Source organism: Pseudonocardia sp. Cha107L01, from assembly GCF_052566575.1.
The window spans coordinates 331,965-357,127 of sequence record NZ_CP199579.1; the positions used below are offsets into that span (position 1 = coordinate 331,965).

Below are 25,163 nucleotides of genomic sequence, written 5' to 3' on the forward strand. Positions count from 1 at the left end.
CCGGTGGGTGTCGCGCTCAAGTGTGTTTCCGGACGGACGGGCTAGCTCTTGTGCTGGTCGACCGCGGTGGGGTCGACTACCGGGTCAACAGCACTGTCGACTTGAACGGCCTGCGCCCAGTCGGCCGGCTTCGCCGCATCGTTCTCGCGCCGGAACGACTGGTAGATGTCGAGCAGCACCTGCTTCTGCCGCTCGGTCAGCTCGTCGTCGGCGAATACCGCATCGGTGACCGCACTGGCCGGCCGCTGCTCGAGAATCCCGGCGCGGACGTAGAGGGCCTCCGCCGAGATCCGCAGCCCCTTGGCGATCTGCTGCAGAATCTCCGCCGACGGCTTGCGCAGGCCCCGCTCCACCTGGCTGAGGTACGGGTTGCTGACCCCCGCCACCCTGGCGAGCTGGCGCAGTGAAACGTGCGCGCCCTCCCGCTGCTGCCTGATGTAGGCGCCGATGTCCTCGACGGCCTGCCCCACGGCGTGGCCGACCTGCTCGACCGGGTTCTGCTCGGCCTTGCTCATCTCGACCACCTCCCTGGTTTCTGTCCTTACGAATACCGACAGTACGCCACTGTGCTAGCTAGAGCAAGCGCCATGCTTGCGCAGGTGACGTGGCCTGCACCACGTCTGCGCCACCTCGAAAGTGGACCGTCGAGGCGGCCGGGGGATGATCTGTCGCCGAGGGCAGGGAGGTACGCGGTGACAGTGCCGGCACGACCACTCGCCGGGCAGGGTCCGGCGTTCGGCGCGGTGGCCGCCGGCGGCGCGCTGGGCGCACTGGCCCGGTACGGCCTGGCGCTCGCCATCCCCCCGGTACCCGGTCACTTCCCGCTGGCCACGTTCCTGACCAACGTGGTCGGCGGGCTGCTGATCGGCGTGCTGATCGTGGTGCTCACCGAGCTGACAACACCGCACCCGCTCGCCCGGCCGTTCCTGGTCACCGGCATCCTCGGCGGGTTCACCACATTCTCCACCTACGCGGTGGACGTCGAGCACCTGCTCGCGGCGCACGCCGTCGGCGTCGCCCTCGGCTACCTGTTGGGCACCCTGGTCGCCGCGCTGGCCGCCACCTGGGTCGGCATCCTGGCGACCCGCGCGGCCGGCGGGCTGTTCTCGGGGGCGGACCGATGACCGTGCTCCTGGTGCTGCTCGGCGGCGCGATCGGGGCGCCGCTGCGCTACCTGGCCGACCGGGTGGTGCAGTCCCGCCACGACAGCGGCTTCCCGTGGGGCACCTTCACGGTGAACACGGTCGGCTCGCTGGTCCTCGGCGTGGTACTCGGGTCGACCGCGTCACCGCACCTGGTCGCGCTGATCGGCACCGGGTTCTGCGGCGCGCTGACCACCTACTCCACCTTCGGCTACGAGACCGTGTCACTCGCCAGCCGGCGCGCCCTGCTGTACGCCACGCTCAACGCCTTCGGCTCGGTGGCCGCCGGCCTCGGCACCGCCGGCCTCGGCCTGGCCATCGGCGCCGCCCTCTAACCCCGTTCCGCGCGAGTCAACCCCCGCCCGCGAGTCGGGGCTCTCAGCACACCGAGTCGGGGCTCCCAGCACACCGAGTCGGGGCTCTCAGCACACCGAGTCGGGCGGCGTTTCGGCACACCGCTCATCGGCTGGCGACGCGGCGGGAGCGTTCAGTCCCCCGGCACAGCCGGCATGGGCCCGCCGAACCGTCGTGCCAACCGACATACCCGTATCCCGCGATCCGCTCCGCAAGATCCAACGACTCGCCTGCCGAATCTAGCGACCCTCGGGTGCTGAGAGCCCCGACTCAGTGTGCTGAGAGCCCCGACTCAGTGTGCTGGGAGCCCCGACTCGCGTGGATGGAAACCCAGCTCGCGCCGGCGGGGCCGGAGGGGCCGGAGGGGCGGGGCGGTCAGGTGATGAACTGGGAGACGGCGTAGATGACCAGGCCGGCGAGCGAGCCGACCACGGTGCCGTTGATCCGGATGAACTGAAGGTCCCGGCCGACCTGCAGCTCCACCTTGCGGGAGGTCTCCTCGGCGTCCCAGCGCGACACCGTGTCGGTGATCAGCGTGGTGATCTCGGCCCGGTAGTGCCGCACCACGTAACCGGCGGCCTCCTCGACCCAGCCGTCCATCTTGGCGCGGAACTCCGGGTCGGTGGTCAGCCGCCGGCCCACCGCGGCCAGCCCGTCCGCGACCCGGCGGCGCAGTGCGCTGGACGGGTCGGCGGCGGCGTCGAGGATCATCGTCTTGACCGTGGTCCAGGCCTTGCCGATGAACTTCTGCACGTCCGGGTGCGCCACGATCTGGTGCTTGATCTGCTCGGCGCGCTCGATCGTGGACTCGTCGGTCTGCAGGTCGCCGGCGAACTCGATGAGGAACTTGTCGATCGCCTTGCGCATCGGGTGCTCCGGGTCGACCTTGACCGCCCAGGAGAACGCCAGCACCTCGCTGAACACCTTGTCCGCGATCAGCTCGTCGACGAACTTCGGCGACCAGGTCGGCGCGTGGTCGGACACCACCCGCATCACCAGGTCGTGGTTGCCGCGCACCCAGTCGAAGGCCCGGTCGCAGACCAGGTCGACCATCTTGTGGTGGGTGCCGTCGGACAGCACGCCGGACAGCACCCGGCCCAGCGGCGGACCCCACTGCTGCTTCATCAGCTGGCGGGCCACCACCTGCTCGAGCACGTCCTGCACGTCCTCGTCGCGCAGCACGGTGACAGCGCCCCGCACGGCCGTGGCCAGCTCGGCGGTGACCCGCTCCGCGTTGACCGGCTCGGACAGCCAGCCGCCGACCCGGCGGGCCAGTTCGGTGCGCCGCAGCTTGTCCCGCACCACCTCCTCGGCCAGGAAGTTGGTGCCGATGAAGTCGCCGAGGCTGTCCCCGATCATGTCCTTCTTGGTCGGGATGATCGCGGTGTGCGGGATCGGCAGCCCGAGCGGGCGACGGAACAGCGCGGTGACCGCGAACCAGTCGGCGAGCGCGCCGACCATGCCGGCCTCGGCCGCGGCCCGGACGTAGCCGACCCAATCGGGCCCGCCCCGGGCCAGCCACAGCTGGGCGGCCACGAACACCAGGGTCGCGGCGACCAGGAACCCGGTGGCGATCAGCTTCATCCGCCGTAGGTCGCGGCGTTTGGCCTCGCTGTTCAGCGAGTCAAGCCCGACCGGGACCACCGGGCGGGCGGGTGGCGGAGGGGCGGACGCGGGCGGCGGGGGCGTGCCGGGGCCGCCGGCCACCCCAGCGGCTGGTTCGGTGCTCCGTGCGGCTATCTGCACATATCCATAGTGCCCGGAAGCGGGGTACGTCACACGCCCGGCACCGATACGTTGTGGAACGAAGAACGTATCGGCCGGGGTTGGCGGCGGGCGGACCACCAACCCCGGCCTGGTCGCTCGGGCTGCTCCGGCGCGCCCCGACGGTCGCCACAGCGGAGCAAAGAGCCCCAGCGCTATACCTCGCGGCCCCTTGCTAGGACCGCATACCGGAGGCGACGCCGGTCGGCCGCTGGGCTACCGACCGGTCGTCTCCCTCGGACGCGCGCCACCGGGCGGCCTCGGCGGCAGCGCTCTGCACCAGTTCGGACGCGGGCAGCCGCCATCCACAGGCCGACGGGTTGACCCGCCAGTGCACCAGGCCGTCCGCGCACTCCGACGGCGGCGCGATGACCCAGGAACCTTCGCCGTGCAGCACCACGCCGGCGTCGGTGAGTAGCTCGGGCAGGTCCCGCTGGCCGACACGGACCGGGAACCACCACTGGCCGGCCGGTGTCGCGGCGAGCGGCGCGACCAGGCCGACGCCGCGCAGCGTGGCGGCCATGCGCCGACCCATCCAGGCCGGCACCTCGACGACGTCGAGCGCGCCGCCGGTGGCCAGCAGCACCGAGTGCGCCGCGGTCGACCACCAGCGCGCCACCTGGGCCGGGTCACAACTGGCCGCGTCGACCCCGCCCGGCACCGTCGGCACCAGGTTCCATCCCGGTCGATCCGGCAGCCCGTGCCAACCGTCGCCCTGCCACCAGGTGCCCGGTACCACCGGCCAGCCGTGATCGACCAGACAGAGCGCTCCGGCTCGCAGCTCAGCGCCGTAGACGGCTCGTGAACTGTTCCACCATGACGACATCTGTCAGCCTCCACAACCTGCTCGTCCGCCCCGCGCTCCGGGCCGGAAAACCCGTGTTGTGCGCGGTATCTCGATGTGAAGCACAACACATGAGTGGTGCCGAAGGTGTGCATGAAACGGACGACAGCGCTCACTGGGCGTGACGCCGAGATGAATGGGGAACCCGATGATCGTTTAAACGTGTCAATCGGGTGACTGGGGGATAACCGGCAGCTGTCCGGGGCTCGGCGGCTACTCCTTTTGATGTGACCGATGGGTCTGACCGCCGGTCGCTGTGCGAGCCGCCGTGGCCCCGGTCAGGATGAGTCGATGCTGCTCGTCACCGGAGCGACCGGGTACGTCGGCGCCGCGCTGGTCGCCCTGCTGCGGGAGCGGGGCCTGGCCGTGCGCGCGGCGGTGCGCACCCCGGAGCGGGCCGGGTTGTTGCCGCCCGGGGTGCCGTGGGTGGTCGCCCAGCTCACCGATCCGGCCGCGATGCGCCGGGCCGCCGAGGGCTGCGAGGGCGTATTCCACCTGGCCGCGTGTGTCGGCCGGTCCGCCGAGGAAACCCGGCGGCTGAACGTGGTCGGCACCGCGACGGTGCTCATCAGCGCAGGGATCGGCGCGGGGAACGGCGCGGGGAACTGGGCCGGGGACGCGCTGGAGACGGGGGTGCTGAACCCGGCCAGCATCTACGGCCCGAGTCCGGCCGGGCCGTCGAGCTACAACGCGCTGTTCGCCGCCGCCCGGGGCGAGGTGGCCGAGGTGGTGGACGCGACGGTCGGCTGGGTGCTGGCCGAGGACGTGGCGCTCGGGCACTTGCTGGCCTACCGGCACGGCCGGGGTGGGCAGCGGTACGTGCTGTGCGGCGAGATCGCCGGCTTCGGCGCCGTGCTGCACCGCTACGCCGAGCTCGTCGGCAGCCCGCACCGGGTCCGGGCGCTGCCCCCCGGGTCCTCGCTCGGCCCGGACGCCTCGACGTTCGCCAGCCGCTCCGAGGTGTACGGCAAGCTCGGCCCGGTGCGGGTGGACGACACCGGGGCCAGGGCGTTGGGATTCGAACCGACCGGGCTGGCGGACGGCCTGGCGCGGACGGCCGCCTGGATGTCCGGCGCGACGGGACCGGGGTGACCGAACCGGAACACGAACCGGGCCGGGCCGCCACCGACCACGTCCCGGCGCCGGCCGGCGCGACCAGGGCACTGGCCGCGCTCTGCATCACCGAGGTGACCAGCTGGGGCGTGCTCTACTACGCCTTCCCGGTACTGCTGGTCGCACTGACCCGGAGCACCGGCTGGTCCACCGCCCAGGCCATCGGCGCGTTCTCCACCGGCGCGCTGGTCGCCGCGGCGGCGAGTGTGCCGGTCGGGCGGTTGATCGATACCCGGGGACCGAGGGTCGTGATGACCAGCGGCTCGGTGCTCGGCGTACTGGCCGTCGTGGCCATCGCCGCCGCGCCCGGGCTCGGCTGGTTCTACCTGGCCTGGGCGCTGGCCGGGCTGGCCCAGGCGGCCACCCTGTACCCGCCGGCGTTCGCCGCGCTGACCGGCTGGTACCCGCCGGCCGGGCGGATCCGGGCGCTGACCACGCTGACCCTGGCCGCCGGGCTGGCCAGCACGGTGTTCGCCCCGCTGACCGCCGCGCTGCTCGGCGCGCTGAGCTGGCGGCAGACCTACCTGGTGCTGGCCGGCGTGCTGGCGCTGGTGACCATCCCGCTGCACGGCTGCTGCCTGACGCCCCGGTGGCCCGGCCGGCGCCGGCGGGACCCGGCCGTGCGGGCCGAGGACCTCGCGCACAGTGCGTCGGTGCTGCGCAGCCGGCCGTTCCTGGTGCTGGTCGCGGTGATGACGTTGACCGGTTTCGGCAGTTACGCGGCGACGATCAACCTGGTGCCGCTGCTCACCGGGCGCGGCTACAGCACCGGGTTCGCCGCCTGGGCGCTCGGGCTGGTCGGGGTGGGGCAGGTGCTCGGCCGCACCGGGTACGGCGCCCTGGCCCGCCGCTCGTCCACCCGGGTCCGCACCGCGGTGATCCCGGCGGCGGCCGCCGTCTGCGTTGCCGCGCTCGGGCTGCTCCCCGGGCCGGCGGCCGCGCTGATCGCACTCGCCGTACTGGCCGGAGCGGCCCGCGGCGCGCACACCCTGCTGCAGGCGTCCGCGGTAGCCGACCGCTGGGGCACCCGGGCGTTCGGGCGGGTGAACGGCGTGTTCTCCGCGCCGATCACCGCGGCCATCGCGCTGGCCCCCGCCGGCGGCACCCTGGTCGCCGACCGGGTGGGCGGCTACCCGACCGGCTTCGCCGTCCTGGCCGCGCTGACCGCACTGGCCTCACTGGCGGCCCTGGCCACCGACCCGCCCCGGGCGCCCACCTAGCCGGCGCTCGGGTCAGCGGACGGCGGCGGCGGCGATGTTCTTCAGCTGCGCGGCGGTGAGGCCGGCGGCGATGGGTTGCGCCTCGGCGGTGACCACCGTCGCGGCCTGCCGCGCGGAGGCGTAGTAGATGCCGGTGAAGGCGACGTTGCGGTACCGCTCGTCGTCCTTGGACAGCTCGACGATGTTGCCCGAGCCGGGCCGGTCGAGCTCCGCCTTCAGGTCGGCCGCGCCGGTCTCGTCCGGCATGCCGACCCAGGCGAGCGCGAGCAGCGCCGACCCGCCCCGCTGGCCCTGGACCTCGAGCAGCGCGCGGCGCAACCCGACGCAGCGGTGCGCCCCGAGGTAGGCCCGGCTCTGGCCGTAGGCGTTCGCCGCGCAGTCGGTGCCGTCGGCGCTGCCCGCCGTGGTCACCCGGTAGCCGACGCCGCGCAGCCGGGCGGTCACCCCGTCCAGCCGGGGGTCGGCCGCGCCGGCCGCCGGGGCACCGGCGCCCGGGGAGCCCGCGGCCGGGGTCGACGCGGCTGCCGGCGCGGGGTCGCGCGGCGGGGACACCAGGAGGTAGCCGAGCACGCCGGTCCCCAGCAGGAACACCAGGGCGACCGCGGCGACCACCCAGCCCTCAGGGCGGCCGGAGTCATGCCGAGCGGCCACGTCCGTCCCCCTCCACCGGTAGCTGATCATGACGCGGCCACCTCCGGCCACGTTCGTCGGGCCATCACCCTAACGACGCCGACGATGATCTACCCAAGGTCACTACCGTGGCCAGGTCAGCACAGCGCGCCGCTGAGTGTCAGTCTCGTATCCAGCACGCTGTAGCCAGTACGCGGCGAACGCCGCCCCGCCAGACGACGAACAGGAGCACGATGGACGCCACCAACCACCAGATCCGGCTGGCCGCGAGGCCGACCGGCGAGCCTGTCCCGAGCGACTGGGCGCACACCGAGGAGCCGGTGCCCACTCCGGAGGACGGCCAGATCCTGGTGCGGGTGACCCACCTGTCGCTGGACCCGGCCATGCGCGCCTGGCTGGACGACCGGCCGTCCTACATCCCGCCGGTCGGGCTGAACGAGGTCATGCGGGCGCTCGCCGGCGGTGAGGTGGTGGAGTCGAAGAACCCGGGTTTCGCCGTCGGTGACCACGTCACGGGTGTGTTCGGCGTGCAGGAGTACGCCATTTCCGACGGGCGCGGTGTGCAGAAGGTCGACCCGTCCGCCGTGCCGATGACCACGTATCTCAGCGCGCTGGGCATGACCGGGATGACCGCGTACTTCGGGCTGTTCGACGTCGGGGCGCTGAAGGACGGGGAGACCGTGCTGATCTCCGGCGCGGCCGGCGCGGTGGGCAGCATGGTCGGTCAGCTGGCCAAGATCAAGGGCTGCAGGGTGATCGGCATCGCCGGCGGCGCGGAGAAGTGCGCCACGCTGACCGACGAGCTCGGCTTCGACGCCGCGGTGGACTACAAGGTCGACGGCTGGTCACGGGGCCTGCGCGAGGCGGCGCCGGACGGGGTGGACGTGTTCTTCGACAACGTCGGCGGCGAGGTCCTGGACGCCGGCCTCCGCCGGCTCGCGCGCGGTGCTCGGGTGGTCATCTGCGGGGCGATCAGCCAGTACAACTCCGGCCAGCCCTACGGCCCGAAGAACTACCTGAGCCTGCTCGTCAACCGGGCCCGGATGGAGGGCTTCGTGGTGTTCGACTTCGCCAACCGGTACGCCGAGGCGGGCGCCGAGATCGCCGGCTGGCTGCGCGCCGGCAAGCTGCACTCGAAGGAACACGTGGTCACCGGCTCGGTGGGCGACTTCCCGGCGACCCTGCCCAAGCTGTTCCGGGGGGAGAACCTCGGCAAGCTCGTGCTGCAGATCGGCAAGGACTGACGACCAGTTGGGACTGACGACCAGTTGGAACTGAGGTCCGGCGGGGCCCGGCGACGCTGAGACCCGGTCACCCCGTCGCCCGGCGCTACCGGCCGGCGGCGGGGCCCGGCTCGGCCGGCTCGCCGGCGGCCGCCGACCCGCCCCGCTCACCGGCGGCCGCCGACCCGCCCCGCTCACCGGATGTCCCCCGCCGCCCCGGCTCCGCCAGCTCGCCGGCACCGACCAACCGGGCCCTCGACCGGCCGTCCGCGTCCCGGTAGGCCGGCGCGGTGAGCCCCTCGTTGACCATCCGTCGCCCCAGCCGCAGGCACGCGGCGATCTCCTCGTCGGTCAGCGCCATCCGGTCGTTGCGCAGGCTGAACGAGACCACCCCGTTCCACGCCCCCCAGAGGAACCGCGCGGCTTCCTTCGGCGTGAAGCTCGGGTCCGCCTCACCGTTCGCGATGGCCATCTCGATGTGCGCCTGGAACACCCCGAGGATCTCGTCGAGCCGTTCCCCGACCCGCTGGCGCAGCTCCTGGTCGACCTGGTCCAGCTCGGTGCCGAAGCCGTCGAAGGCCAGGAAGCGGAACGAGTTCGGGTGTTCCAGGTGGAACCGCAGGTACAGCTCACCGCAGGCCATGACTTTCTCGAGTGCCGTGCAGTCCGACTGCCAGGCCCGGTCCAGGTACGCGGCGAACTGGTCCGCCGCGCGCTCGGCCAGCGCGAGGTAGAGCCCGGCCTTGTTGCCGAAGTGCACGTAGATCGAGCCGACCGAGACGTCGGCCGCCTCGGCCAACTCCTCCATCCTGGCTGCCTGGTAGCCCGCCCCGAACAGCTCCTCGGCCACGTCCAGGATGCGTTCCCTGGTGCGCGCCCGGCGCCGAGTGACCCGGGGACTGTGCCTCAGCACGTCCCCCGACTCCCGCTCCGCCACGCCTCCCCCTCTCGCCCCGCACATTGTCGCGTGCGGCCCGCGCGACCTGTCATCCGCAAATTATAGGTTCATTCAAAAATGAATGTACTTGCATTATTAGGCCGGTTGGAGCATTATCAGTGCCACAGATCACATCAAGGGGTGGCACATGGCGCAGCGTTGCGATGTCGTGATCATCGGTGCCCGACTGGCCGGGGCCTGCGCGGCGGCCCATCTGGCCAGGGCGGGGCTCGATGTGGTGGTGCTCGACCGGTCCCGGTTCCCGTCCGACCAGATGTCCACCCACCTGCTGTTCCCCGACGGGGTCGACGAGCTGCGCCGGATGGGCGCGCTGGACGCGATCCTGGCCAGCAACCCGACGCAGTCGCCCTGGCTGCAGCTCACCAGCAACGGCGACGCGCAGCTGCTCGAGCGCTGGCGCCAGGTCGGCCCTACCGACTACTGCATGTGCGTGCCGCGCACCATCCAGGACGTCGAGCTGGTCGCCGCGGCGCGTACCGCCGGCGCCGACGTCCGGGAGCGGCACCGGCTGGTCGACGTGCTGTGGCGGGGCGGGCGGACCAGCGGCGTCCGGTTCGCCGACAGCGACGGCAACCAGACCGACATCGAGGCCAAGCTGGTGATCGGGGCGGACGGCCGGCGTTCCTCGGTGGCCGCGGCGGTCGGCGCGTTCCGGCCGTACCGGGGCTCCCGCAACGGCCGCGGCCTGGTGTTCCGCTACGCCGACGACCCGATGTACGGCACCCGCGAGGGCCAGACCATCTACCAGTGGCGCGACGGCGACTCGCTAGCCTTCATGTTCCCGTCCGCGCCGGGCCCCAGGATGCTGATGCTGTTCATGGGCGCCGCGAGCGAGGCGTCCGAGGCGATGGACGACCAGGAGGCGTACTGGCAGCGCAAGCTCGTCCAGCACCCCGGCATGGCGGAGCGGATCGCCGGCTGTACCGATCTCACCAAGCTGCGCGCCACCGGCGACACGTCGGCCTACTTCCGCGCCTCCAGCGGGCCCGGTTGGGCGCTGGCCGGGGACGCCGGCCACTTCAAGGACCCGGTGATCGGCCAGGGGCAGCGGGACGCCCTGTGGTCCGGCCGCCGCCTCGCCGAGATGGCCACCCCGGTGCTGGACGACCCCGCCGAGCTGGACATGGCGCTGCGCCGCTGGGAACGCGAGCGCGACCAGGAGTGCGTGCACGCGTACCACTTCGGCAACATCGAGACCGAGGTCAAGCCGGTCTCCCCGATTCTCACCGAGATCGTCCGCCGGTCCGGCCGTTCCCGGGGGCAGGGACCGGACATCGGCGACGTCTTCGGCCGCGGCCGCACCCTGCCCCAGGTGTTGACGCTGGCCCGGTTGGGCACCGGCCTGGTCGATGCACTGCGCGGCGGCACCAGCGGCAAGCCGGCGGCGGCGACGGTGCGGGAGGCGGTCGCCGACCTGAAGGTGCACGTCGGCGTTCGCCAGGAGCTGCTCGGCCGGCGGTTCCGCTCCAGTCGGGTGGTACCCGGCTCGGAGCACCCCGACCCGAAGCCGCCGGCGCCCACCCGCCCGGTCGCCAGGACCGCGGCGGTCACAACCGAGACCCCAGTTGCCGAGGCCCCAGTTCCCGAGGCCCCAGTTCCCGAGGCCCCAGTTCCCGAGGCCCCAGTTCCCGAGGACAACGGCCATGCCGCGACGACCGGCACGAACAAGAGCAGTAACACCCCGATCAGTAACACCCCGACCAATACACCTCCGCTCGCCGCGGAGCCGACGGACACGGTGGTAGCAACCCTATGAGCGACTCAACGCAGACGCAGACGGTGAAGATCGCGGCGATCCAGCCGGCGCTGCGCCTCGGCGCGGTCGAGGAGAACCTGATCCGGCTCGAGGGCCTGATCAGGGACGCGGTGCGGGAGCACTCGCCGGCGATCGTCACGGTGCCCGAGGCGGGCTCGTCGCCGAACGTCTACGCCAAGGCGCTGCACGGCGTGGCCCGGCCGATCGACGGGGCCCCGATGCAGCTCTACCGGCGGCTGGCCCGCGAGCTGGGTGTGGTGGTCGGCGGCGGCTTCCTGGCCCGACGCGGCTCGGACGTCTACGGCACCTACGTGCTGGCCGAGCCGGACGGGCGGACACACCTGCACGACAAGGACATCCCCACCATGTGGGAGCAGAACTACTACACCGGCGGCGACGACCCGGGGCGCACCACGCTGGCCGCGCTGGACGGCGCGCCGGTCGGCATCGCGAACGGCTGGGAGTGGGCCAGGATGGGCACCGCCGCCCGGCTGCGCGGCCAGGTCCGGCTGCTGCTCGGCGGAATGTGCTGGCCGTCGTACCCGACCAACTGGCGGGGCCCCTTCGGGTTGTGGGCGGCGCGCGAGCACGCACTGCAGCGCCAGCACGCCCGCGAGCTGCCCCGGCAGATGGCCCGGCTGATCGGCGCGCCGGTGGTGATGCCGTCGCACGTCGGCCCGATCGACTTCGACACCCCACTGGCGCCCGGGGTGCCGTGGCGCACCGTGATGGTCGGCGAGACGCAGATCGTGGAGCGCGACGGCACCGTGCTGGCCAGGCTGACCGCCGAGGACGGCGAGGCACACGTGGCCGCGACGGTGACGTTGGCCGCGCCGGAGCCGGTCGACCCGCTCGGCCCGATGTACTGGATCCCGCCGCTGAGCGTGTCCACCCGGGCGGCGTGGACCGCGATGAACACCCACGGGTCGGTCAAGTACAGGGCCATGCGCGCGCTGCGCAAGCACTCCTGGCAGACCTGGCCCGGCGGCGACCTGCCGGACGAGGTAGGCCCCACCGACAAGGCGGAGGAACCCCAGGCCACGACGGCGTAGTGGTTCGCGCCGCACAGACCGGCTGTGGCTCGCACAGACCTTGCACGGTCTGTGCGGCCCGCAGCCGGTCTGTGCGAGCCGGACGGACGGTCAGTCGAAGGGGAGACCGGCGTAGTTCTCGGCGAGGCTGGTTGCGGCGGCGGTCGAGCTCGCCAGGTAGCGCAGCTGGGAGAGTTGCAACCGGTCGGTGAACGGGTCCGCGTCGGCGGCGCGGTGCAGCATCGTGGTCATGAAGTAGGAGAAGTGCTCGGCCCGCCAGACCCGCCGCAGGCACTGCTCGGAGTACCCGTCGGCCAGCGTCGAGTCGTTCTTGCGCAGCAGCGCGACCACCGCCGGGGCGAGGCGGCGCACGTCGGCCACCGCCAGGTTCATGCCCTTCGCACCGGTCGGCGGCACGATGTGCGCGGCGTCCCCGGCCAGGAACAGCCGGCCGTAGCGCATCGGCTCGGTGACGAAGCTGCGCATCGGGGTGATGCCCTTCTCCAGCAGCGGTCCCTGCCGCAGGGTGAACTCCCCGTCCACCTCCAGCCGGGTGGCCAGCTCGTCCCAGATCCGCGCGTCCGACCAGTCCGCCAGCCGCTCCGCCGGGTCCACCTGCAGGTACAGCCGGGTCACCCCGGGCGACCGCATGCTGTGCAGGGCGAACCCGCGCTCGTGCCGGGCGTAGATCAGCTCCTCCGACGAGGGCGCCGTCTCGGCCAGCACCCCCAGCCAGGCGAACGGGTAGGTGTGGTCGTAGGTGGTCAGCGCGGCGGCCGGGATGGCCGGGCGGCTGACCCCGTGGAACCCGTCGCAGCCCGCGACCACGTCGCAGCGCAGCTCACGGGCGGCCCCGGCGGCGTCGGTCCAGGTGACCCGGGGCGCCTCGGTGTCCAGCTCGTGGAGCGCGACGTCGGCCGCCTCGAACTCGATGTGCTGCCCGCTGGCCAGGCGCGCCGCGATGAGGTCCTTGATGATCTCCTGCTGGCCGTAGACGGTGATCGTCCGGCCGGTCAGCGCGGCCAGGTCGATGCGGTGGTCGGCACGGTCGAAGCGCAGCGAGAAACCCTCGTGCGGCAGCCCCTCCCGGTCCAGTCGGTCGGCGAGCCCGAGGTCGCGCAGCAACGCCACGGTGGTGTGCTCGCAGACGCCGGCGCGCACCCGGTTCTCCACGTACTCCCTGGACCGGGCCTCCAGCAGAACCGCGTCGATACCCTCCGCGTGCAGCAGGTGAGCGAGCAGCAGGCCGGCCGGCCCGGCGCCCACAATGGCGACCTGAGTGCGTTCCATGCCTGTCATCCTGGCCGCCGCCTCAACGCCCGGACCAGCCACTATTCCGCCTACCGGAAGAGAGAAGGGCTCGCACGCTCACACACCTGTCTCCGGCGCCTGCTGCTTGATCACCCGCACCAGGTGCTCGCCCATCACGTCCGCCACGTGCCGCTCCATGGCGTGCGCGAGCAGGCCCTGCACCGAGGACATGGCCAACTGGCGCAGCCGCTGCAGCAGCTCGGTGATCTCGCCTACCTCGCCGTCCACCGGCAGCCAGGCCTCGCCGTGCTCCTCGATCAGGTGCGCCGAGCCGGCCTCGACCATCCGCCGCGCGACGTCATCGATGGCCGGCGAGATGGCCTCGTGCAGCGTCAGTAGGTCGGCCAGCGGAAAACCCCGGCTGACCAGCTCTGCGACCGTGGAGATCAGCTGCGGGCTGGGCACCAGGCACTGGTCTCCCTCCGGCTTGAGCAGGCCGAGCCGCACGATCCGGTCGAACAGGCCCGGCTCGGCGGTCAGGTCGGCCGCCAGGAACGCCCGGATCTGCTCGGTGGGCAGGTAGGTCGGGATCTCGTCGGTCCACGGGCTGTTCAGGGCTTCCTCGAGGCCGAGCACCTCACCGAGGTTGCGGCCCTGTTCCCAGCCGGCGATCAGCTCGGCGATCTGCGCGGAGGTGTACCCGCGGTCGTGCAGTGAGGTGATCAGTCGCAGCCGGGCCAGGTGGGTCTCGGTGTAGATGCCGACCCGGCCCTCCTTGCGCGGCGGCGGCAGCAGTCCGCGCTCCTGGTAGGCGCGCACGTTCCGGCTGGTCGTCCCCGCGAACCGGGCCAGCTCGTCGATCCGGTACTCGGCCATCGACTCCCTCGCGCTCGGCCCGTCACCGTGCTCCCGGCAGGGAAGACCCTAATGCTTCCACTGCGCCATTGACCAATGGTACATTCTGTTTGGCACGACTCGGCCGACATGTCTACTCACTTGTCTGCTCAGGTGCCTGCTCACATTTCTGCTCGCGGTTCTGCTCACAGTGAGGTGATCAGTGTGGCGGTAGGTCGGACGTACCCGGAGCTGGTTGTGGTGACCGGTGCGGGGTCAGGGATCGGGCGGGCCACCGCCGAGGCGTTCGGCGCTCCCCCGGGCGGCGGTGGCGCCATGGTGATCTGTGCGGACCTCGATCCGGCGTCGGCCAGCGAGACCGCCCTGCGGATCACCCAGCGCGGCGGCCGGGCCGATGCGCACACCATGGACGTGGCCGACCCGGACGCCTGGGAGCAGTTCGGCGCCTCGGTCCGGGACAGCCACGGGGTGCCGGATGTGGTCGTGAACAACGCCGGCATCGGCATGGGCGGGAGCTTCCTGGACCACACCGCCGAGGACTGGCGGCGACTGGTCGACGTCAACCTGCTCGGTGTGGTGCACGGTTGCCGGGTGTTCGGCCGCCAGCTCGCCGAGCGACATCGGCTGGCCCCGGATCGGCGCGGCCACCTGGTGAACATCGCCAGCGCGGCGGCGTTCACCCCGAGCCCGCTGCTGCCGGCCTACGTCGCCACGAAGGCCGCCGTGCTGATGCTGTCGGAGGCGCTGCGCCCCGAGATGGCCGCGCACAACGTCGGGGTGAGTGCGATCTGCCCCGGTTTCATCGCCACCAACATCTACGCCGCCACCAGGTTCGTCGGGCTGAACCCGGCGGAACGCTCGCGGCGCGGCGGCCTCGCGCAGGACGTGTTCGGCCGGTTCGCGCCGGGCCCGGAGCTGGTCGCGCGGCGGATCCAGTTCGCGGTGCGCCACGACGTACCGGTGCTGCCGGTGACCGCGGGGGCCTGGGCGGCCTACGGCACGTACCACTTCGCCACCCCGCTACTGCGGCTCGCGGTGAAGCTGGCCAACGAGCCCGCGCTGGCCGGCCTGGAGAAGCTCGGCCGCCGGCTGCTCGGCGACGGTGGCGGTGGCGGCGACGTTGGCGGTGGCGGTGGCGGTCCCAGCGACAACGCTGATAACGGCGCTGACAACGGCGCTGACAACGGCGCTGACAACGGTGACAGCGCCGCGCCCGGGACACCCGCCGCCCGCCGCGCCGGCACCAGGGAATCGAGGACCCGATGACCAGCGCCGCGAGCGGCATCGGCCCCGGCGGCAGGACCGGCGGCAGGTCTGGTGCCGGTGCTGGGAAGACCCGCACCCGGACCCGCCAGGTGCCGGACCGGGAGGCCACCGCGATCAAGCTGCTGGACGCCTCGGTCAAGCACAGCTTCGACCCCCGGGTGGACGTGGCCTGGGACGAGCCGTGGCTGCCGGACACCTTCTTCCTGCCGGAACGGCTGTCCACGCTGTACGGCACCGACCTGTGGGAGCGGCTGAGCCGGTCGCACCGGATCGAGCTGACCCGTTGCGAGCTGGCGAACAACCTGGCATTCGGCATCTGGGTGGAGACCCTGTTCATGCAGATGCTGGCCCGGCACTCGCTGGGCTACCACCCGAGGTCCAACCACCTGCGCTACGCGCTCACCGAGCTCGGCGACGAGACCCGGCACTCCACGATGTTCTCGCTGATGCTGGACAAGCTGGACCGGGGGCCGTACCCGTTCAACCCGCTGGACCGCTTCGCCACCGACCTGCTGCGCGCGTTCTCCACCGAGCCGCTGGCCTACGTGGCGGTGCTGTTCGTGGAGGAGATGTTCGACGCGCTGCAGCGCTACGGGCTCAAGGACGACACCGTCCAGCCGCTGTGCCGGCAGACCTTCCGGATCCACGTGGTCGAGGAGGCGCGGCACATGCGGTTCGCAAGGGACGAGCTGTTCCGGCTGATCCCGCGGCTGCCCCGGGTGCGCCGGGAGGGGTTGGCCGCGGCGGTGGCGGTCGGCGTCGGGCTGGTCTCCCGGTCCATGCGCACGCCACAGATGTACGCCGACGCCGGGCTGGACGTGCGGGAGGCGATGCGGGCGGCGCGGTCCAACCGAGAAGGCCGCGCGGTGCTGCAGGAGTGCATCGACCGGTTCACCCCGGTGTACGACGAGCTCGGGCTGATCACGCCGGCGTCCAGGGCGCTGTGGCGGGCCCAGGGGTGGCGGGTCTGATGGCGGGTCCGACGAGCCGGCAGGTGCGTGTGCTGGTGATCGGCGCTGGGCCGTCCGGGGTGGCCACCGCGATCGCCCTGCGCGCGGCGGGTATCACCGACTTCACGGTGCTGGAGCGGGGCGACGACGTCGGCGGTACCTGGCGGGAGAACACCTACCCCGGTTGCGGCTGCGACGTGCCGTCGGCGTGGTACTCGTACTCGTTCGACCCGAACCCGTTCTGGAGCCGGTTCTACGGCCGCCAGCCGGAGATCCAGCGTTACTTCCGGGCCAGCGCTCGCCGCCACGGCGTGTATGACGACATCCGCTTCGGTGTGCGGGTGACCGGGGCACGCTGGGACGCGCCCGCGCAACTGTGGCGGGTATCGACGTCCGACGGCGAGTACACCGCGAACGTGCTGGCCGCCGCACCCGGACCGCTGCACCAACCGGCGCTGCCGGCACTGCCCGGGCTGGACACGTTCACCGGGACGGCGTTCCACTCCGCGCGGTGGGACCACGGGCACGACCTGACCGGCCGCCGGGTCGCGGTGATCGGCACCGGGGCGTCCGCCATCCAGTTCGTCCCGGAGATCGCCGGGCGGGTCGCCGAGTTGCACGTGTTCCAGCGGACCCCGTCGTGGGTACTGCCCAAGGTCGACTTCCCGATCCCACGCCCGGTGCAGTTCGCGTTCCGCGCCGCACCGATCACCGAGCGCGCCGTCCGGTTCGGGATCTACGCGGCACACGAGGCGATCGGGGTGGCGTTCCGGCACGAGGCACTGATGCGCCGGGTCCAGAAGGCCGCCCGGCTGCACCTGATCGCCCAGGTACGCGACACCGAGCTGCGCGCCGCGCTCACCCCGAACTTCACCCTCGGCTGCAAGCGCATCATGGTCTCCAACACCTACTACCCGACCCTGACCGGGCCGAACGTGCACCTGCACCCGGCCGCCGCGGCGGTCACCTCCGGCGCGGTGATCGGCACCGACGGGGCGGCCGCCGAGGTGGACACGGTCATCTTCGGCACCGGGTTCGAGATCACCCACCCACCCGTCGCGCAGTACGTCTTCGACGGCGACGGCCGCAGCCTGGCCGAGCACTGGGCCGGCGGCGCGCCGGAGGCCTACCTCGGCACCACGATCGCCGGGTTCCCGAACCTGTTCGTGTTCCTCGGGCCGAACATCGCCCCGGGGCACGCGTCGGTCCTGGGCACCATCGAGGCGCAGGCGCGCTACGTCGCCGACGCGGTGGGCGCCATGGCCCGCGCCGGCTGGAGCTCGCTGCAGGTACGCCCGGACGTGCACCGGCGGTTCAACGACAGCCTGCAACGCGCGCTCGGGCCGACGGTGTACAACTCCGGCGGGTGCGCCAGCTACTACCTGGATGGCGCCGGACACAACGTGGCCAACTGGCCGTGGTCGGTGGCCAGACTGGCGGCGAACCTACGCTTCCGGGCGGACGACTACGTACCCGTGAGTGGCGAGTGGTCCTCTGGCGCCGCTCACCCCTCACGACCTGAGGAGGTCAACGCGTGATCAAGGTCAACTTCGAGCGGCGCGGCTCGGGTACGCCGCTGGTGCTGATCCACGGGATCGGGCACCGCTGGCAGGCCTGGCGCCCGGTGCTGGACCAGCTCGCCGAGCGGCATGACGTGATCGCCATCGACCTACCCGGGTTCGGGCTGTCCCCGGCGCTGCCGGCCGGCCGCAAGTACGACCTGCCGTCCAGCATGGAGATGCTCGCCGAGGTGTTCGAGACCCTCGGTGTGGTCCGCCCGCACGTGGCCGGCAACTCGCTCGGCGGGCTGGTCTCGGTCGAGGCGGCGTCCCGGGGGCTGGTGTCCTCGGCGACCCTGCTCTCGCCGGCCGGCTTCTGGAACAACTCGGACCGGGCCCGCGCGCTGAGCATCCTGCGGATGATGCGGATCGGCGCCCGGAGCCCCCGGTTCGCCACCGATGTGATCGCCAACAACGCACGACTTCGCGCCAGCACCATGGCGCTGCTGTTCGCCCACCCCGGCCGGATCGACCGGATCACCGCGATGGGCGACACGGCGGCGATGCGCAACGCCCCCGGCTTCATCCCGACGATCCGGGGCGGGCGCGGGGTCAGCTGGCACGGCATGCCGCCCGCCGTCCCGGTCACCGTCGCCTGGGGCGAGAAGGACCGCATCCTGCCCCCGCGCCAGGCGCTGCGCGCGGCCATGTTGCTGCCCGGCGCGAACCACGTGACGCTGCCCGACTGCGGGCATGTGCCGATGGTCGACAACCCAGAGCTGGTGGCCCGCACCATTCTGGACACCTGCGCCAGAGCTGAGGCCGCGCGGCCCATCGCCGACGCCGCACAGGCGAAGGCTGAGTCGGCGGCCACCGACGCCAACCCGGCTGCCGCCAGCTGAGACCCTCAGGTACCGCCGAGCTGGACCCGATGCGCCTCGTCAACCAGCTTGAGGTAGTCCGGGTGCCGGCGGATGAAGTTCGCCACGTAGGGGCAGAGCGGGGTCACCTCGAGGCCCTTACGGCGGGATCCGTCCAACGCGGCGCGGATCAGCCGGCCGGCCAGACCTTGCCCCTGATAGGCCTCGTCGACCTCGGTGTGGGTGAACACGATGCGGCCCGGCGGGGCGTGGTACTCGGTGAAGCCGGCCAGCTTGCCGTCCACGGTGATCTCGAAACGGGAGAGATCTGGGGCATCCCTGACCAGGATCTCCCCGGGTGAGTCGGGGCCCTGTGGCTCGTCCATGCCGAATCTTCTCTCGCGGTGCCGGATTCCGCCGAGGCGGACACCCACACGCTCGCCCAGCGGTATCGCCGGACGGCTCAGCGGTGTGTCGGGTGGGGCCGCCGGGTCGCTTGGGCAACGGCCACCGGTGCGGGATCAGCGGGCCCGACCCCTCGGGATCAGCGGTGTGGCGGGCATTGCCGGCGCCGGTTGCGGGTCCCCGCCGGCGACGGCACCGAAGCGCCGGCCCGCCATCCAGTCCGCCCTGGCATCGGTGATCTCCGCACCGTCGCGCGCCACGAAGTTCCACCACATGACCAGCTTCTCGTCGAAGGGCTCGCCGCCGAGCAACAGCAACCGACTGGCCTGTTCGGTACGTATCCGCAGCTCGGACCGTCCGGTGCCGAGGTACAGCAGGTCACCGAGGCCCACCGACACGTCGGCCACCTCCGCGCCGGCCACCTCGATCCCGGGCCGGCCGCCGCGGGAGTCGCCGCCGACCGCGGCACCGCTGCCGATCACCGTGCCGGCCCCGGACGGCGCGAGCACCGCATACTCGAAATCCGGCTCCAGCGGCAGCCGGACGTCCGCGCCGGCGGCCAAGGTCAGGTCCACACCGATCAACGGGGTGTGCACGGTGCCCGGCGAGGCCGCCCCGGTCAACTCGCCGAGCAGCACCGTGGCGCGCAGGCCCCGGTCGGTGAGCGTCGGCAGCTCGGTGTGCAGCTCGAAGGCCGGCGCCATGTCCCGGGCAGCACCGGGCAGCGCCACCCAGAGCTGGGCGCCGTGCAACTGGGCCGGGTGCACCGGCGGCGACTGCTCGGAGTGCGCGATCGCCCGCCCGGCCGTCATCAGGCCGAGCTGCCCGGGGTGGATGGTGACGTCACTGCCCAGGCTGTCCCGGTGGTGCACCGCGCCGTCGAGGAGCCAGCTCACCGTCTGCAGCCCGATGTGCGGGTGCGGCGGTACCTGCATGCCCGCCTGCTCGGCGATGTCGTCCGGGCCGTAGTGGTCGATGAAGCACCAGGCCCCGACGAGTCGGCGACCGAGGCTGGGCAGCAGCCGCCGCACCTTGGTGCGCTCGCCCAGTGTCACCTCGCGAGCGCGGTGCAGCTCGAGCACCGGTTCGCCGGGAGTGTCGGCCCGGCCGCCGCAGGTCACTACGCCGGGGCTGCGGTCCAGATTGCTCACGACCGCATTCTGCTCCCGGGTCCGCCCAGCCGCACGCAACTCTGGTGCACTCCTTCGGAATAAGAGGACACGGTGTCCGGTTGTGCGTATCGTGAACCTATTCGGACACCGTGTCCAGTTATGTTCCGCGAAGGAGTCCGCCATGCCCAATCTGTTGCAGCTGGACGCGTGCGCCCGCTCCCGGTCGTTCTCCCGCTCTCTCGGCCCGGCGGCGTCATGAGCACCGGCTGGGCGTTGCTACTGGCCGCCGGCGTGGTCGAGATCGCCTGGGCGCAGAGCATCCCGCCGACCGAGGGCTTCACCCGCTTGTGGCCGAGCCTGCTGTGCCTGGCGCTCTGCCTGGGAGTGATCTATCTGCTCGCGCTCGCGGTCGAGACCGTGCCGGTGAGCACCGCGTACGTCGTGTTCACCGGGATCGGCGCGGCCGGCGCGGTGCTGCTCGGGCTGGCCGTGCACCACGACCGGGTGTCCCCGGCGAAGCTGGCCGCCATGCTGCTCATCATCGGCGGAGTGCTGCTGGCACACACCGCCGCCGAGTCGTGAGCCCGTCGGCCGCCTACCATCACGCCGATGACTGTGCCGATCGAGCCGCCGCGCGCGGAGCGGGCGGATGCGGCACGCAACCGGGCGCGGGTGCTGGCGGCGGCGGCGGAGCTGTTCCGCGGCCGCGACCCGCGCACGGTGACCATGGAGGACGTGGCCAAGGCGGCCGGCGTCGGCAGGGCCACCCTGTACCGGCGCTATCCCGACGTCGGATCGATCGCCGAGGCCCTACTCGGCGAGTACGAGACCCAACTGCAGGAGCAGCTGCTCCGGGGTGACCCGCCGCTCGGGCCCGGCCCGGCGCGCGGGCCGGCGCCGCTGCCCGCCGAGCGGCTCGCCGCCTTCTACGCCGCGATGGTCGCACTGCTCGAGGCGCACCTCCCACTGGTGCTCGGCGCGGATGCCGGCGCCGCTCGACTGACGGTCGGGTCGTACCAGTTCTGGCGGGCCCATGTGCGGACCCTGGTGCTGGCCGCCGGCGCCACCGACGACCCGGATGCACTGGTGGACCTACTGCTCGCCCCCTTGGCGGCCGAGGTGTACCAGCACCAGCGCGAGCGAATGGAGCTCAGCCCGGCGCGGATCACCGCCGGCCTCACCCTGCTGGCCAACCGCACACTCGGCTGATCGCCCGGGGTCGGGTCAGCACCCCCGCACAATGGGGGGTGCGCGCCCGCTCAAGTGGGGTCTGCTCTCTCGTCGCGTGCCCCCGCCGCGGCGCATGCTGCTTCGACCGGAACCGGCCGCCCAAGGGCCTCCGGACGAGGGAGGAGCTAGCGATGGGACGACAGGACGTACCGGACGGCGACCCGTTCACCACCGTCATCGGTCAGTACGACAACTGGTACCCGTGCCCGGATACCGCAACGGTCGATCATCATCTCGTCGAGCTTGCGCGCCGCATCGGACAGGCGGGTAGGCGGTTCCCCAAGCTTGCCGAGGCATACCGGGCGGACATGGACCTGCTGCTGGACCGCCGCAGCTGGCTCAGCATGCTCGAGGAGGAATCGGCCAGCGAGGCCGCCTGAATACCGTCGTCGATCCACAGCCTTTAATACTCAACCCCGAATGTGCACGAGCGCGCGCGGTTTGCGGCGGGGTGTTTGTGAGTAGTCAATCCATTTCGGTGGGATGAATTCGGGGAGCCCGTCGTGCATGCGGACTTCCCAGTCGGACTGGTGCACCATCCGATGATGCGTCCAACACAACATCACCAAATTGTCGAGTTTTGTTTCACCGTGATGGACCCAGTGCACAATATGGTGCACCTCGCAGGAACTCGGTGGCCGGTCACACCCCGGATGGGCACATCCACCGTCCCGGACCGCGACCGCCCGCCGCTGCGCCAACGTGGCGCACCGTTTCTCCCGCCCCACATCCAGCGGCTCACTGTTCGCCCCGAGCACGATCGGGGTGATCTGGGCGTCGCAGCTGAGCCGGCGTACCTCACCCGGCCCGATGTGCCCGCCGAGCTCGAGGTTCGCCCCGCGCAACCCGGCCTTCAGCGCTTCCAAGCCCATCGTGATCGCGACATGCGGACGCTCGCCGCCCTGTGCGGGTAGCCGGCCTTCGTCGAGGGTGTGCGCGCAGATCTCCCCGAGCGCATCGGCCTGACGCTGGCCGAGGGACTTGTTCTCGTCGGCGGCCGGTTTGAGGATCGCCCCGATCGCCCGGGCCACCGTCTCATACGTCGCCGAGTCCAACTGGCCCTTGATCTTCCCGCCGACACCGTGGCGGGACTTGGCCAGGTGCAGCTCGTTGACCTGCGGATCGTCCTCACCGGGCGGCGCACCATCCTGATCGAGCAGGTCCAGTTCCTCGCGGGCCTTGCGAGCCAACAACTCCGGGCTGTACTGCCGCGCCCAGTCGGCGAACAACACCTCCGCTGCCACCCACTGCTCCACCGTGATCCGCCGCGCGGCATCCGTAGCCAGCACCGACTCGATCACCTCAGCATGCGCCAGATCAATCTCCAGCGCACCCAACGCCATCGCCGTCGCCGGCAACCGAGGCTCCAACACCTCACCCACCAACGACCGCGTCGGAAACACACTGGACGCGACCGCGACCATCCGCCGCCCGTCCCGCGAACTCACCCCGAGCAGATCGCTGACCGCATTCCTCGAGCACGTCCCCCGCTCGAGAAACTCCCCATCCCGATCCAACCCGGCAACCAACATCAACGAGTCGTACTCACATTGGCGCCGCAAAACCTGGTAACTCTTCAACCCATCAATCCGACACTCCGCATCACCGGTGCGTTCGAGTGCGCGCAGCGCGGCCATGGAGTCCATGACCACCCGCCGCGCCGTAACAACCGAACTCTCCGACATACAGCAATTATGTCGAAGGGGTCCGACATTCTTGGGTCGATACCGCCGGCCCCCGAAAAAGATTTCATGATTTTTCGCGAACCCCGCCGGACGTCCCCGACAAGCGTCCCCGACCCAGACCCAAAGCGAGATTCCCGACGACCTAACCGACAACTGTCCCGTCCAAAGCTTCGGTAAAACGCGCCCAGCCCCCAAAGCGACGAAAGTCAATCGAGCCCGAAAGGCTCCCAACGGAGCACGCACGACAGCCACCCCACACCACGGCTGGTGCCACCGAACATCGCCGTCGGCGAGCACCGCCGTGCAACGCCAAGCACACGTGCACAGGCACCGTTCCCTGCGGTGGACACAAATCACGCTATAGCTCAACGGAAGGTCCAGGAACGCATGGGCCCGGTCGCCGCGAGCCAGCCCGGCTTCCAGGCGGTGATCGGCGGCCCGATCGCCAACTCGTCCTGGATGTACTTCTGCGGCAAGTTCGCCACGCCCGAGGACATGGACGAGTGGTACCGCAGCCGGCGGCACCAGCCGGTCATGCGGAAGGCACACACGACCTGGTTCGACGCCTTCTACATCCGCAAGTGGCGACTGCCCGCCGACGGTGAGGAACTGGCCGGTCCGCTGTTCTGCGAGATCGCGATCGTGCCGCCGGCCGCCCTGGACAGCTCAGCAGTTGACGCGGTCGTCGCCTCGCTGACCGAGGCGCTGCCCCAGCACAACGCACTGCCGTTCGAGACGCTGCCCGGGCAGTTCGAGCCACAGCCGTTCCAGTTCGTCGGCCCGCTCGAGGAGTTCCCTCGGCTCGCCCCGGTCCGCTACCTGCTGCTCACGCACTGGGGCAGCGCCGACGAGCTCAACGCCTGGCTGGACTCCGCCGAATGCAAGGCCCTCGGTGCTCTCGGCGAGGTGACCAGTCAGGTCAGCGTGCTCATCCGACACCGGGCCGGCGAGCGCGACGGGCTGAACGCCGATGGCTCGCTGCGCGGCTGGTCCCGGCACGCCGCACCGGTCTGAGCACCTCGTCGTACGGCGCGGAAAGCCGGGCGGCGACGGTATCGGCGTGAGCCCAGGTACCGGCGCGGCACCCGTTCGCCGGGTCAGGCGGAAGCCGCCGGCCACTCCCGCACCGCCGGCGGCCAACTCGGCGCCCCCAACTCCTGGGAGATGGACCGGGCAGCCGTGCGCACGGCCTCGGTCGCGGCGGCATCGAGGGGCCAGCGGCTGGCCGGCACCACCAGACCCAGCGCGCCGGGCACCTCACCCGAGGCGTCTACCAGCGGCGCCGCGATACCGCACTCGCCGATCACCGCCTCCTCCACCTCGGTGGCGATCCCGGTACGGCGGATCACCTCCAGCTCGGCGCGCAGCTTCGCGGGGTCGGTGACCGTGTCGCCGGTCATGCTGCGCAGCGGCCGCGAACCCAGCTCGTCCGACCCGCCGGCCAACAGCACCTTGCCCAGCGCGCAGGCGTGCGCCGGGATGACTATGCCGACCTCGGGCATCTGCCGGCCGCCGTCGGGGCGGGGTTCGTGGTGCACCACCACCACGTCACCCTGCAGCAATACCCCGGCGCGCACCGCGCACCCGGTGCGCTTCGCCAGGTCCTCGGCCCAGCCGACCACCCGCGAGCGCAGCTCCAGGGTGTGCAGGTAGACGTTGCCGAGGCGCAGCGTGGCCGGCCCCAGCCGGTAGCGGCCGGAGTCACGCTCCTGTGCCACCATGCCGTGCCCGAGCAGGGTGCGGATGATGCCGTGCACCGTGGACGGGGCCAGCTCCAACTCGGCGGCGACCTCCCCGAGGCTCATCCGCCGCGCGCCCTGCAGCACCATCAGGATGCGCACCGCACGGTCCACCGCCTGGATCACGACTCGTCGCCTCCTTCACCCAGCACCTGTATCACCCGGTTACCCGCACCACCCGGCCACTTGCGCAGCCAAGTCTCTTGTGTGCGCCGCCACAGCAGCGTACCGTCCGAGTGTCATTCGACATCATCGAATGCTCTTCGAGAATACAGC

Annotated in this window: 26 protein-coding genes; 15 read left to right on the forward strand and 11 right to left on the reverse strand. The window is 71.7% G+C overall.

What is annotated here, in order from left to right; all coding sequences use genetic code 11:
• Positions 1-41: 41 nt before the first annotated feature.
• Positions 42-515 (reverse strand): helix-turn-helix domain-containing protein, encoded by a 474-nt coding sequence (locus ACTXG6_RS01610; protein WP_445185966.1) that lies wholly within the window; start codon positions 513-515, stop codon positions 42-44.
• 177 nt (positions 516-692) lie between these two features.
• On the opposite strand from ACTXG6_RS01610, the gene crcB (ACTXG6_RS01615) reads away from it, so the two are divergent.
• Both crcB (ACTXG6_RS01615) and crcB (ACTXG6_RS01620) read left to right on the forward strand, forming a co-directional pair.
• Positions 693-1,124, forward strand: a complete 432-nt coding sequence (gene crcB / locus ACTXG6_RS01615) for a fluoride efflux transporter CrcB (protein ID WP_445185967.1) — start codon at positions 693-695, stop codon at positions 1,122-1,124.
• On the forward strand, positions 1,121-1,477 hold the full coding sequence (gene crcB / locus ACTXG6_RS01620) for a fluoride efflux transporter CrcB (protein WP_445185968.1): 357 nt from the start codon (positions 1,121-1,123) through the stop codon (positions 1,475-1,477). The genes crcB (ACTXG6_RS01615) and crcB (ACTXG6_RS01620) overlap by 4 nt, the downstream gene beginning before the upstream one ends.
• A gap of 394 nt (positions 1,478-1,871) precedes the next feature.
• Here crcB (ACTXG6_RS01620) and ACTXG6_RS01625 read toward each other — a convergent pair whose 3' ends face one another.
• Together ACTXG6_RS01625 and ACTXG6_RS01630 are read right to left on the reverse strand one after the other, a co-directional pair.
• A complete protein-coding gene (locus tag ACTXG6_RS01625) occupies positions 1,872-3,080 on the reverse strand; it encodes a DUF445 domain-containing protein (RefSeq protein WP_445190320.1) in 1,209 nt (402 codons plus the stop codon).
• Between the two features lie 355 nt (positions 3,081-3,435).
• Entirely contained in the window at positions 3,436-4,086 is a 651-nt protein-coding gene (locus ACTXG6_RS01630) for a bifunctional DNA primase/polymerase (RefSeq protein ID WP_445185969.1), read from the reverse strand.
• Positions 4,087-4,395: 309 nt separating this feature from the next.
• Between ACTXG6_RS01630 and ACTXG6_RS01635 the strand changes: the two genes are divergently transcribed.
• Both ACTXG6_RS01635 and ACTXG6_RS01640 read left to right on the forward strand, forming a co-directional pair.
• The gene (locus ACTXG6_RS01635) at positions 4,396-5,196 is read left to right on the forward strand and encodes an NAD-dependent epimerase/dehydratase family protein (RefSeq protein ID WP_445185970.1); all 801 of its coding nucleotides are present in this window, start codon (positions 4,396-4,398) and stop codon (positions 5,194-5,196) included.
• Positions 5,193-6,437, forward strand: a complete 1,245-nt coding sequence (locus ACTXG6_RS01640; protein ID WP_445185971.1) for an MFS transporter — start codon at positions 5,193-5,195, stop codon at positions 6,435-6,437. The genes ACTXG6_RS01635 and ACTXG6_RS01640 overlap by 4 nt, the downstream gene beginning before the upstream one ends.
• Before the next feature lie 12 nt (positions 6,438-6,449).
• On the opposite strand, the gene ACTXG6_RS01645 is transcribed toward ACTXG6_RS01640, so the two are convergent.
• Positions 6,450-7,088: a hypothetical protein gene (locus tag ACTXG6_RS01645; RefSeq protein ID WP_445185972.1), complete on the reverse strand. Its 639-nt coding sequence runs from the start codon at positions 7,086-7,088 to the stop codon at positions 6,450-6,452.
• A 212-nt stretch (positions 7,089-7,300) separates the two neighbouring features.
• Between ACTXG6_RS01645 and ACTXG6_RS01650 the strand changes: the two genes are divergently transcribed.
• Complete coding sequence (locus ACTXG6_RS01650) at positions 7,301-8,311, forward strand: NADP-dependent oxidoreductase (protein WP_445185973.1); 1,011 nt, start codon at positions 7,301-7,303, stop codon at positions 8,309-8,311.
• Positions 8,312-8,396: 85 nt separating this feature from the next.
• On the opposite strand, the gene ACTXG6_RS01655 is transcribed toward ACTXG6_RS01650, so the two are convergent.
• Entirely contained in the window at positions 8,397-9,227 is an 831-nt protein-coding gene (locus ACTXG6_RS01655) for a TetR family transcriptional regulator (protein WP_445185974.1), read from the reverse strand.
• A 148-nt stretch (positions 9,228-9,375) separates the two neighbouring features.
• Here ACTXG6_RS01655 and ACTXG6_RS01660 point away from each other — a divergent pair, with 148 nt between their 5' ends.
• Both ACTXG6_RS01660 and ACTXG6_RS01665 read left to right on the forward strand, forming a co-directional pair.
• Positions 9,376-11,004 (forward strand): FAD-dependent oxidoreductase, encoded by a 1,629-nt coding sequence (locus ACTXG6_RS01660; RefSeq protein ID WP_445185975.1) that lies wholly within the window; start codon positions 9,376-9,378, stop codon positions 11,002-11,004.
• Positions 11,001-12,056, forward strand: coding sequence for a carbon-nitrogen hydrolase family protein (locus ACTXG6_RS01665; RefSeq protein WP_445185976.1), 1,056 nt, complete (start codon positions 11,001-11,003; stop codon positions 12,054-12,056). Before ACTXG6_RS01660 ends, ACTXG6_RS01665 begins: the two co-directional genes overlap by 4 nt.
• A gap of 90 nt (positions 12,057-12,146) precedes the next feature.
• Here the strand turns inward: ACTXG6_RS01665 and ACTXG6_RS01670 are convergent, their stop codons facing one another.
• Both ACTXG6_RS01670 and ACTXG6_RS01675 read right to left on the reverse strand, forming a co-directional pair.
• Positions 12,147-13,325 carry a 4-hydroxybenzoate 3-monooxygenase gene (locus ACTXG6_RS01670; RefSeq protein ID WP_445185977.1) on the reverse strand — a complete coding sequence of 393 codons (1,179 nt, stop codon included), beginning with the start codon at positions 13,323-13,325 and terminating at the stop codon, positions 12,147-12,149.
• A 78-nt stretch (positions 13,326-13,403) separates the two neighbouring features.
• The gene (locus tag ACTXG6_RS01675) at positions 13,404-14,162 is read right to left on the reverse strand and encodes a MerR family transcriptional regulator (protein WP_445185978.1); all 759 of its coding nucleotides are present in this window, start codon (positions 14,160-14,162) and stop codon (positions 13,404-13,406) included.
• Between the two features lie 183 nt (positions 14,163-14,345).
• Here ACTXG6_RS01675 and ACTXG6_RS01680 point away from each other — a divergent pair, with 183 nt between their 5' ends.
• Genes ACTXG6_RS01680 through ACTXG6_RS01695 form a run of 4 tightly spaced genes read left to right on the forward strand, consistent with a single transcriptional unit; the run spans position 14,346 to position 18,758 of the window.
• Positions 14,346-15,407 carry an SDR family NAD(P)-dependent oxidoreductase gene (locus tag ACTXG6_RS01680; protein ID WP_445185979.1) on the forward strand — a complete coding sequence of 354 codons (1,062 nt, stop codon included), beginning with the start codon at positions 14,346-14,348 and terminating at the stop codon, positions 15,405-15,407.
• Complete coding sequence (locus ACTXG6_RS01685; protein ID WP_445185980.1) at positions 15,404-16,378, forward strand: AurF N-oxygenase family protein; 975 nt, start codon at positions 15,404-15,406, stop codon at positions 16,376-16,378. Before ACTXG6_RS01680 ends, ACTXG6_RS01685 begins: the two co-directional genes overlap by 4 nt.
• Complete coding sequence (locus ACTXG6_RS01690; protein WP_445185981.1) at positions 16,378-17,895, forward strand: flavin-containing monooxygenase; 1,518 nt, start codon at positions 16,378-16,380, stop codon at positions 17,893-17,895. Before ACTXG6_RS01685 ends, ACTXG6_RS01690 begins: the two co-directional genes overlap by 1 nt.
• A complete protein-coding gene (locus ACTXG6_RS01695; RefSeq protein ID WP_445185982.1) occupies positions 17,892-18,758 on the forward strand; it encodes an alpha/beta fold hydrolase in 867 nt (288 codons plus the stop codon). The genes ACTXG6_RS01690 and ACTXG6_RS01695 overlap by 4 nt, the downstream gene beginning before the upstream one ends.
• Positions 18,759-18,763: 5 nt before the next feature.
• On the opposite strand, the gene ACTXG6_RS01700 is transcribed toward ACTXG6_RS01695, so the two are convergent.
• On the reverse strand, positions 18,764-19,102 hold the full coding sequence (locus ACTXG6_RS01700) for a GNAT family N-acetyltransferase (protein ID WP_445185983.1): 339 nt from the start codon (positions 19,100-19,102) through the stop codon (positions 18,764-18,766).
• 135 nt (positions 19,103-19,237) lie between these two features.
• Positions 19,238-20,272 (reverse strand): pirin family protein, encoded by a 1,035-nt coding sequence (locus tag ACTXG6_RS01705; protein ID WP_445185984.1) that lies wholly within the window; start codon positions 20,270-20,272, stop codon positions 19,238-19,240.
• A gap of 216 nt (positions 20,273-20,488) precedes the next feature.
• On the opposite strand from ACTXG6_RS01705, the gene ACTXG6_RS01710 reads away from it, so the two are divergent.
• The 3 genes from ACTXG6_RS01710 (at position 20,489) to ACTXG6_RS01720 (ending at position 21,843) form a co-directional block, all read left to right on the forward strand.
• Complete coding sequence (locus ACTXG6_RS01710) at positions 20,489-20,815, forward strand: DMT family transporter (RefSeq protein ID WP_445185985.1); 327 nt, start codon at positions 20,489-20,491, stop codon at positions 20,813-20,815.
• A 27-nt stretch (positions 20,816-20,842) separates the two neighbouring features.
• Positions 20,843-21,442, forward strand: a complete 600-nt coding sequence (locus tag ACTXG6_RS01715; RefSeq protein ID WP_445185986.1) for a TetR/AcrR family transcriptional regulator — start codon at positions 20,843-20,845, stop codon at positions 21,440-21,442.
• Positions 21,443-21,594: 152 nt separating this feature from the next.
• Positions 21,595-21,843: a hypothetical protein gene (locus tag ACTXG6_RS01720; protein ID WP_445185987.1), complete on the forward strand. Its 249-nt coding sequence runs from the start codon at positions 21,595-21,597 to the stop codon at positions 21,841-21,843.
• Positions 21,844-21,873: 30 nt separating this feature from the next.
• Here the strand turns inward: ACTXG6_RS01720 and ACTXG6_RS01725 are convergent, their stop codons facing one another.
• Positions 21,874-23,109, reverse strand: a complete 1,236-nt coding sequence (locus ACTXG6_RS01725) for a DUF222 domain-containing protein (protein ID WP_445185988.1) — start codon at positions 23,107-23,109, stop codon at positions 21,874-21,876.
• A gap of 426 nt (positions 23,110-23,535) precedes the next feature.
• Here ACTXG6_RS01725 and ACTXG6_RS01730 point away from each other — a divergent pair, with 426 nt between their 5' ends.
• Positions 23,536-24,162, forward strand: a complete 627-nt coding sequence (locus ACTXG6_RS01730; protein ID WP_445185989.1) for a hypothetical protein — start codon at positions 23,536-23,538, stop codon at positions 24,160-24,162.
• A gap of 83 nt (positions 24,163-24,245) precedes the next feature.
• Here the strand turns inward: ACTXG6_RS01730 and ACTXG6_RS01735 are convergent, their stop codons facing one another.
• Positions 24,246-25,013, reverse strand: a complete 768-nt coding sequence (locus tag ACTXG6_RS01735) for an IclR family transcriptional regulator (RefSeq protein ID WP_445185990.1) — start codon at positions 25,011-25,013, stop codon at positions 24,246-24,248.
• Between the last annotated feature and the right edge of the window lie 150 nt (positions 25,014-25,163).